This is a genomic window from Parvibaculum sp. (assembly GCF_002684405.1).
GTDB lineage: Bacteria > Pseudomonadota > Alphaproteobacteria > Parvibaculales > Parvibaculaceae > Parvibaculum.
In genome coordinates this window covers 1-7666 of the sequence record NZ_NYVD01000017.1, presented here as the reverse complement: position 1 = coordinate 7666, position 7666 = coordinate 1, and the positions used below count along the sequence as shown (strand labels likewise).

The 7666-nt window shown below is 62.5% G+C and carries 9 protein-coding genes, 1 tRNA gene and 1 pseudogene; 5 read left to right on the top strand and 6 right to left on the bottom strand.

The window, feature by feature from the left end; translation table 11 throughout:
- Positions 1-227: pseudogene (locus CMI59_RS01590) on the bottom strand (patatin-like phospholipase family protein); the annotation flags it as partial.
- Positions 228-305: 78 nt separating this feature from the next.
- Here CMI59_RS01590 and CMI59_RS01585 point away from each other — a divergent pair.
- Positions 306-752, top strand: coding sequence for a DUF3734 domain-containing protein (locus CMI59_RS01585; protein WP_293323789.1), 447 nt, complete (start codon positions 306-308; stop codon positions 750-752).
- A gap of 26 nt (positions 753-778) precedes the next feature.
- Entirely contained in the window at positions 779-1561 is a 783-nt protein-coding gene (locus CMI59_RS01580) for a 3-hydroxybutyrate dehydrogenase (RefSeq protein ID WP_293323784.1), read from the top strand.
- Positions 1562-1585: 24 nt separating this feature from the next.
- Here CMI59_RS01580 and can read toward each other — a convergent pair whose 3' ends face one another.
- Entirely contained in the window at positions 1586-2251 is a 666-nt protein-coding gene (gene can, locus CMI59_RS01575) for a carbonate dehydratase (RefSeq protein WP_293323781.1), read from the bottom strand.
- A gap of 224 nt (positions 2252-2475) precedes the next feature.
- On the opposite strand from can, the gene CMI59_RS01570 reads away from it, so the two are divergent.
- From CMI59_RS01570 to arsH, 3 genes are all read left to right on the top strand, one after another.
- A complete protein-coding gene (locus CMI59_RS01570) occupies positions 2476-4260 on the top strand; it encodes an SLC13 family permease (RefSeq protein ID WP_293323779.1) in 1785 nt (594 codons plus the stop codon).
- An 89-nt stretch (positions 4261-4349) separates the two neighbouring features.
- Positions 4350-4769 carry an arsenate reductase (glutaredoxin) gene (gene arsC / locus CMI59_RS01565; protein WP_293323776.1) on the top strand — a complete coding sequence of 140 codons (420 nt, stop codon included), beginning with the start codon at positions 4350-4352 and terminating at the stop codon, positions 4767-4769.
- Positions 4744-5472: an arsenical resistance protein ArsH gene (gene arsH, locus CMI59_RS01560; RefSeq protein ID WP_293323773.1), complete on the top strand. Its 729-nt coding sequence runs from the start codon at positions 4744-4746 to the stop codon at positions 5470-5472. Before arsC ends, arsH begins: the two co-directional genes overlap by 26 nt.
- Positions 5473-5520: 48 nt before the next feature.
- Here arsH and CMI59_RS01555 read toward each other — a convergent pair.
- The 4 genes from CMI59_RS01555 to CMI59_RS01540 form a co-directional block, all read right to left on the bottom strand.
- Positions 5521-5611: transfer RNA gene (locus CMI59_RS01555), tRNA-Ser, on the bottom strand.
- 81 nt (positions 5612-5692) lie between these two features.
- The gene (tesB, locus tag CMI59_RS01550; RefSeq protein WP_293323770.1) at positions 5693-6559 is read right to left on the bottom strand and encodes an acyl-CoA thioesterase II; all 867 of its coding nucleotides are present in this window, start codon (positions 6557-6559) and stop codon (positions 5693-5695) included.
- Between the two features lie 102 nt (positions 6560-6661).
- Positions 6662-6931, bottom strand: coding sequence for a hypothetical protein (locus CMI59_RS01545; protein WP_293323787.1), 270 nt, complete (start codon positions 6929-6931; stop codon positions 6662-6664).
- A 180-nt stretch (positions 6932-7111) separates the two neighbouring features.
- Positions 7112-7666 (bottom strand): glutathione binding-like protein (locus CMI59_RS01540; protein WP_293323767.1); only part of this gene is annotated, 555 nt, incomplete at its 5' end.

Genomic DNA, 7666 nt, shown 5'->3' with positions numbered 1-7666 from the left:
TCCAGCACATATTGAAGTGGCGTGTTGGAGACGATGCCGCCGTCCCAGTAATGCTCGCCGTCGATTTCGACAGGCGGGAAGCCGGGCGGAAGCGCGCCGGAGGCCATGACATGCTTCAGATCGATTTCCATGTCGTGATTGTCGAAATAGACGAAATTGCCGCTTCGGACGTTGACCGCGCCGACGCTGAAACGCACATCGCCGCTGTTCAGCCGGTCGAAATCGACGGCGAGCATTACTGGGACGGCGGCATCGTCTCCAACACGCCACTTCAATATGTGCTGGAGGAAGACACGGTGGACGATATGTGCGTCTTCCAGGTCGATCTCTTCAATGCACGCGGCCCCCTGCCGCGCACCATCGGCGAGGTGGCCGAACGCCAGAAGGACATCCGCTACTCCAGCCGCACGCGCCTCAACACCGATGTGTTCCGCCGCCGCCACCGTATGGAAAAGGCCGTCAGCAACCTGCTGGAAAAGCTGCCGCCGGAATTTTCCGACGATCCGGATGTGCAGGCATTGCGAGAATGCGACCGGCACAACGCAATCACCATCATCCATCTGATCCATCGCCGCATGCGCTACCACAACCATGCGAAGGATTATGAATTCTCCCGCGCCACGATCGGCGATCACTGGCAGGCGGGCCGCAACGACGTGACGCGCACGCTGCGCCACCAGGCATGGCGCGACCGCCACCGCCCCGAAAGCGGCATCCAGGTCTTCGACCTGACGCGGGATGCGACCGACTGAGCGTCAGCACTGAAAGGAGTGCAAACATGAAAATGAAAGACAAGGTGGCTCTTATTACCGGATCGGCGAGCGGCATCGGCAAGGCCATTGCCACCCGCTACGCCTCCGAGGGCGCGAAAGTGGTGATCGCCGACCTCAATGCCGACAAGGCGCAGGCGACGGCGAAGGAAATCGACAATGGAAGCAGCGGCTCGGCCATGGCCGTCGAAATGGACGTCACGAACGAAAAGGCCGTGAATGACGGCGTCCAGCAGGTCGTGGACAAATGGGGCAGGATCGATGTGCTGGTGAGCAATGCCGGCGTGCAGATCGTGAACCCTGTGCAGGACTTCTCCTTCGACGACTGGAAGAAGATGCTGGCGATCCATCTCGACGGCGCCTTCCTGACCACGAAAGCCTGCCTGCCCCATATGTACAAACAGGGCTCGGGCAGCGTGATCTATATGGGCTCAGTTCACTCCAAGGAGGCGTCGGTCCTGAAGTCGGCCTATGTGACGGCGAAACACGGATTGCTGGGTCTCTGCCGCACCGTCTCGAAGGAAGGGGCCGAGCATGGCGTGCGCGCCAATGTGATCTGCCCCGGCTTCGTGCGCACGCCGCTGGTGGACAAGCAGATCCCCGAACAGGCCGAGGAACTCGGCATCTCCGAAGAAGAAGTCATCAAGAACGTGATGCTGAAACAGACCGTCGACGGCGAATTCACGACCGTGGAAGACGTCGCCGAAATCGCCCTGATGTTCGCAAGCTTCCCCAGCAATGCGCTGACCGGCCAGTCCGTGGTGGTAAGCCATGGCTGGTACATGCAGTAGGCACGCTGACGCTGGCGGGCGAGCTCAGACCTCGCCCGTCAGCCACCGCGCGGCCAGCGCTTCCAGATCGTCCCCGAGGCCCGTGTCGATATCGTCCTGCCCGCCATGCGAGCACAGGCCGCGCACCAGGCCGTCCTTGATCGAATAGCACCAGCCGTGAACCCGAAGGTCCTGACCGTTGGCCCAGGCGTCGCGGACGATGGTGGTGGTGCAGACATTGCGCACCTGCTCGAGCACATTCAGCTCGCAGAGCCGGTCCACACGGCCTTCTTCATCCTCGGCCGCGTCCACATGATGGCGGTGCAGCCTGTAGACGCCGCGAATATGGTTGAGCCAGTTGTCGATCAGGCCGTGATCGGACTTCTCCAGCGAGGCGCGCACGCCGCCGCAGCCATAGTGGCCCGTGACGATGATATGCTTCACCTTCAGCACCTCGACCGCGAACTGAATAACGGAGAGGCAGTTCAGGTCCGAGGCGACCACCACATTCGCGATGTTGCGGTGAACGAAGACCTCGCCCGGCGGCAGGTCGATGATCTGATTGGCGGGAACCCGGCTGTCGGCACAGCCGATCCAGAGAAACTCGGGTGCCTGCTGGCGGGAAAGGCGGTTGAAGAATTCCGGATCGCGTTCCTTGACCCCTTCGGCCCATTCCCGGTTACGCTCGAACAACACCTTGAGTTCTGGCATTTTCCCCATCCTGCATCCCTGTAAGAAACCGCCCGAGCGGCGCCGGGGTAGATAGCATTTTTTTCGCGGAAGAAAATACGCGCTATTTTTTACACCACATTTTTGTTGGATGAATTAAAGCACATTTTTTTATTGAATTTTCTGCGGCGGCGTCTCACCTTCACCCCATCCGATCCCCGCGAGCCCGGCAGATGCCGGCCGGCACGTCGAAACGACAAGGTAGCATGTTCCAAGCAGCCGCTCCCCTGGCCCCTTACGCCGTTCTCGGCGTCATCGCCATCATGCTCGTCTTCTTCACCACCGAGAAGTTCCCGCCCGAAGTGGTGGCGCTTGGCGGCGTGGGCGTGCTGCTGGCCACGGGCCTGCTCGATGCCGATTCCATGCTGTCCTCCTTCGCCAACGACGCACCGGTGACGATTGCGGCCATGTTCATCCTGTCAGGTGCGCTGGTGCGCACGGGCTTTCTCGCCAATCTGACATCGCGTTTCCAGCGGGCGGCGGAAAAAGGAAACCGCGGCGTCTTCTCCTGGCTGATGGGGCTCACCGCCACGGCCTCCGCCTTCGTCAACAATACGCCGGTCGTGATGGTGATGATCCCGATCGTGATGGGCATCGCGGCAAAGCTGAAGATGGCGCCCTCGCGCATGCTGATCCCGCTTTCCTACGCGGCAATCCTGGGCGGCACCTGCACGCTGATCGGCACGTCGACCAACCTGCTGGTCAATGGCGTCGCGGTGGCAAACGGCATGGAGCCGTTCGGCATGTTCGAGATCACCGCGCTCGGCCTGACCCTGACCCTTGTGGGCGGCGCGGCGATGCTGGTGATGGCGCATTTCCTGCTGCCCGACCGCATGACGCTGGCCGGCATGCTGGGCGAGCGCAAATCGCAACGCTTCCTCACCGACGCGCTGCTCAACCCCGGCTCGCCATTCATCGGCAAGCGCGTCGGCGAAATCGAAACCTTCCGCAAGCGCGACATTCGCGTGGTGGACGTGGTGCGCAACGAACGCTCGCAGCGCCACCGGCTCGACACGCTGGTGCTGGAACCGCGCGACCGCATCGTTTTCGAATCCAGCATGGCCGAAGTGCTGAGCCTGCGCTCCGAGGCGAGCGTCCAGCTCGCGCCCGAAGGCCTCTCCGAAGTCGGCCAGCGCGAAGCCGTGGTGGTGGAAGCGCTGGTCGCCCCCAACAGCAGCCTGATCGGAACGGAGCTGCGCCACCAGCGCCTGCGCCGCCGCTATGCGATCTACATTCTCGCCGTGCACCGCCATGGCGAAAATCTCGGCCGCCAGATCGGCGAGATCGCCCCCAAGGCGGGCGACACGCTGCTGATCGAGGGTGCCGCCGACGATGTGAAGCGCCTGTCGGAAGAGATGAACCTGCTGAACCTCACCGAGCCCGCCGAACGCGGCTATCGCCGCAACAAGGCGCCGCTCGCCTTTGCCGTGCTGGCGGGCGTGGTGCTGCTCGGCGCGCTCAATGTGATGCCGCTTTCCGCCCTCGCGGTGATCGGCGTGGGCGTAGTGCTCTTCACCGGCTGCCTCGATGCCGACGACGCCTTCCGTGCGATAGACGGGCGCATATTGGTGCTGATCTTTTCCATGCTCGCCGTCGGCGCGGCGCTGGAAAAATCCGGCGCAGCGGCGCTCATCGTGAACGGCGTCGCGCCATGGCTTTCAGGCCTGCCCCCGATTGCCGCCCTTCTCGCGGTCTATCTCATGACGTCGATCATGACCGAGCTTGTGACCAACAACGCCGTCGCCATCGTGATGACCCCCATCGCCATCGGCCTTGCGCATCAGCTGGGCTACGACCCCCGCCCCTTCGTGGTGGCGGTGATGTTCTCGGCCAGCGCAAGCTTCGCGACACCCATCGGCTACCAGACGAACACCCTCGTCTATGGCCCCGGCGGCTATCGCTTCACCGACTTCATGAAGATCGGCATCCCGATGAACCTCATCGCCGCTGCCATCACGGTAACGCTCGTGCCGATGCTCTGGCCGTTCTGAGCCGGCCTGAACGGGCGTTTCGGGTTGACAATCCGCGGCTTTCCGACGAACCAGAAGCGTAACCGCAGCCGGGTCGAAAGGAACGTCCGATGATTGTCATTCACCACAATCCCGATTGCGGGACATCGCGCAATGTCCTCAAGATCATCGAGGCATCCGGCGAAACGCCGACAGTAATCGAGTATCTCAAGGAAGGCTGGACGAAGGCTCAGCTCCTCGCCCTCTTCGCCGCAGCCGACCTCACGCCGCGTGAAGCGCTGAGGGAAACCAAATCGCCCGCCGCCGACCTGGGCCTGCTGGAGGACGGCGTTTCCGACGAAACGATCCTCGCGGCCATGCTCGAGCATCCCGTGCTCGTTAACCGCCCCATCGTCTGCTCGCCCAAAGGCGTGAAGCTCTGCCGCCCGAGCGAGGCGGTGCTCGACCTTCTAGACCGCCTGCCGCCCGGGCCCTTCCACAAGGAAGACGGCGACCTGCTGATCGATGCGGAGGGAAAGCGCGTTGGCTGACGACACCTTCCCCAATCTCGACGAAACGAGCTTTCGGTCCATCGACGAAGAAACGCTTTTCACCCCGCCGCGCATGACGCATCCGCCGCGCATCCTGCTGCTGCATGGGTCGCTCCGGGAACGCTCCTACAGCCGCCTCGCCAATGAAGAGGCAGCGCGCATTCTACGCCGCTTCGGCTGCGAGACGCGCGTCTTCGACCCGCACGGCCTGCCGCTGGTGGACGGCGTGGAGGAAAGCCATCCCAAGGTGCGGGAACTGCTCGATCTCGTGATCTGGTCGGAAGGCATGGTCTGGTGCTCGCCGGAACGCCATGGCGCGATGTCAGGCGTGATGAAAACCCAGATCGACTGGCTGCCGCTGAAGCGGGGCGCCGTGCGGCCGACGCAAGGCAAGACGCTTGCGGTAATGCAGGTCTCCGGCGGTTCGCAGAGCTTCAACGCCGTCAACCAGATGCGCATTCTGGGCCGCTGGATGCGGCTCATCACCATCCCCAACCAGTCCTCCGTCGCCAAGGCATTCCTCGAATTCGAGGAAGACGGCCGCATGAAACCCTCGCCCTATTACGACCGCATCGTGGATGTGATGGAGGAGCTGGTGAAGTTCACCCTGCTGACCCGCGAACGCGCCGACTACCTCGTGGACCGCTATTCGGAACGCAAGGAGAGCGCTGAAGAGCTGTCGGCGCGGGTCAACAAACGATAAGGGGGGTTCCTGGCCGGTCCAGCCAGAGGCACGAAGTGCAAAGCAGGCTGGCGGAGAGGATGGGATTCGAACCCACGATACGCGGTTAACGTATACTCCCTTAGCAGGGGAGCGCCTTCAGCCACTCGGCCACCTCTCCACCGCCGTGTATGCCCAAGTTCGAGCGCGGCTTCAAGAGGGCTAAGGCGAAAAGCCGGAGAATTTCTTCCGTTCCAGAGATTTAGCGCTTCTTGCCGTGATAGCGGATCAGGCCTTCCTGCGCGACCGAGGCCACCAGCCGGCCATCCCGGGTGAAGATGCTGCCCCGGTTGAAGCCCCGGCTGCCCGAGGCGCTGGGGCTGTCCTGCACATAGAGGAGCCAGTCGCTGGTGCGGACCGGCGCGTGGAACCACATGGCATGGTCGAGACTTGCCGACTGGAGCTTGCCCTGCATCCAGCTCACGCCATGCGGGCGAATGCAGGTATCGAGCAGCGTCATGTCGGAGGCATAGGCCAGAACGCACTGATTGATGGACTCCGTCGTGCCCACATCCTTCACCGCCCGGAACCAGACATGCTGGGCGGGCGCCATGGGCTCGGGATCGAAATAATTCTGCGGATCGACGGGCCGGATCTCGATGGGACGGGGCCGCGAGAAATGCGCGGCGATTTCCAGCGTGAGCTTGTCCTTCACCGCCTCGCGCAGCTCGGTTTCGGTCTTGAGGTCTTCGGGCATCGGCACATCGGGCATGTCGGCCTGATGCTCGAAGCCTTCTTCCTGTATCTGAAAGGAGGCAGCGAGATTGAAGATCTGCTTGCCGTGCTGGATCGCAACGACGCGCCGTGTGGTGAAGCTCTTGCCGTCCCGCGCGCGGTCCACCTCATAGAGGATCGGCACCTTGGGGTCGCCCGGACGGATGAAATAGGCATGAAGCGAATGGCAGATGCGCTCTTCCACCGTGCGATAGGCCGCCACCAGCGCCTGACCGATCACCTGGCCGCCGAAAACGCGCTGCCAGCTCACATCGGGGCTGTGGCCCCGGAAAAGGTTCTGCTCGATCGGTTCGAGATCGAGAATCTGAATCAGGTATTCTACGGCGTCCGGCATGGTCCCATCCATCGCGAATAAAGCTGGCGGAGTGGGCCGGAACATAGGCTCAAACGCGCCTGCCCGCTACCCTCGGGCAAGGCGTTGGCCGCAACCGGTATCTTACTGGCTGGCGAACCACTCGCGCGCCTGGCGTTGCGCTTCCGCGACCTCGGCCGGCGACATCTCCCGGGCAAGTTCCGCCCGGTAGTCGCGCGCCGCAACGCTGCCGCGCATCGCGGCCAGATTGAACCATTTGTGAGCCGTGACGAGATCGACTTCCACGTCGCGCCCCGTCGAATACATCAGGCCGAGATTAAGCAAAGCATCTCCGGAACCGCCCGGCGCCCCAAGTTCACTCTTGTCGGCAACGTCGAATTGCATACGAGCCATGGTTTCAAACCCCCATAAACAGGCCGGACGCGTCTTGCGCGTGCCCGCCGGCTTGCTGTTCATGATCGCAGGACCCTTCCTGCGTCATAGGGATGCTTTCATGACCGTTTTGAAAGAATGGTTAACGCCGCGCCCGGGAGTGACGCAGCATTACAACAATTCGACTGAAATTGACCGAAATCAGACCGAAGGTATCTTCATACCGCGCTGCACAGCGGGCCGCGCGGCGACATTTTTCATCCAGCGCTCGATATTCGCGCCCTCGCCCACAATGTCCGGGCGGGCCTGACGAATGAGATCGAAACCGACAGCAACCCAGGGATAGGTCGCCATATCGGCGATGGAATAGTCCCCGCCCAGATAATCCGCCTGCCCCAGACGGCCGTCCATCACCTTCAGCAGGCGGGCGCTCTCCCCGACATAGCGATCGATGGCATAGGGGATCTTCTCGCTGGCGGTGTTCAGAAAATGATTGGCCTGCCCCATCATCGGACCGACGCCGCCCATCTGCCACATCAGCCATTCCAGCGCCTTGGCGCGCTGACCGCCCTTCGCGGCGAGGAACTTGCCCGTTTTCTCTGCGAGATAAACGAGGATCGCCCCGGATTCCATCAGCGTCAACGGCGCACCGCCATCGCCCTCGCGATCGACGATGGCCGGGATACGCCCATTGGGCGAAATCTTCACAAACGCCGGATCGAACTGCGCCTGATTGCCGAGATCTACCGGATGCAC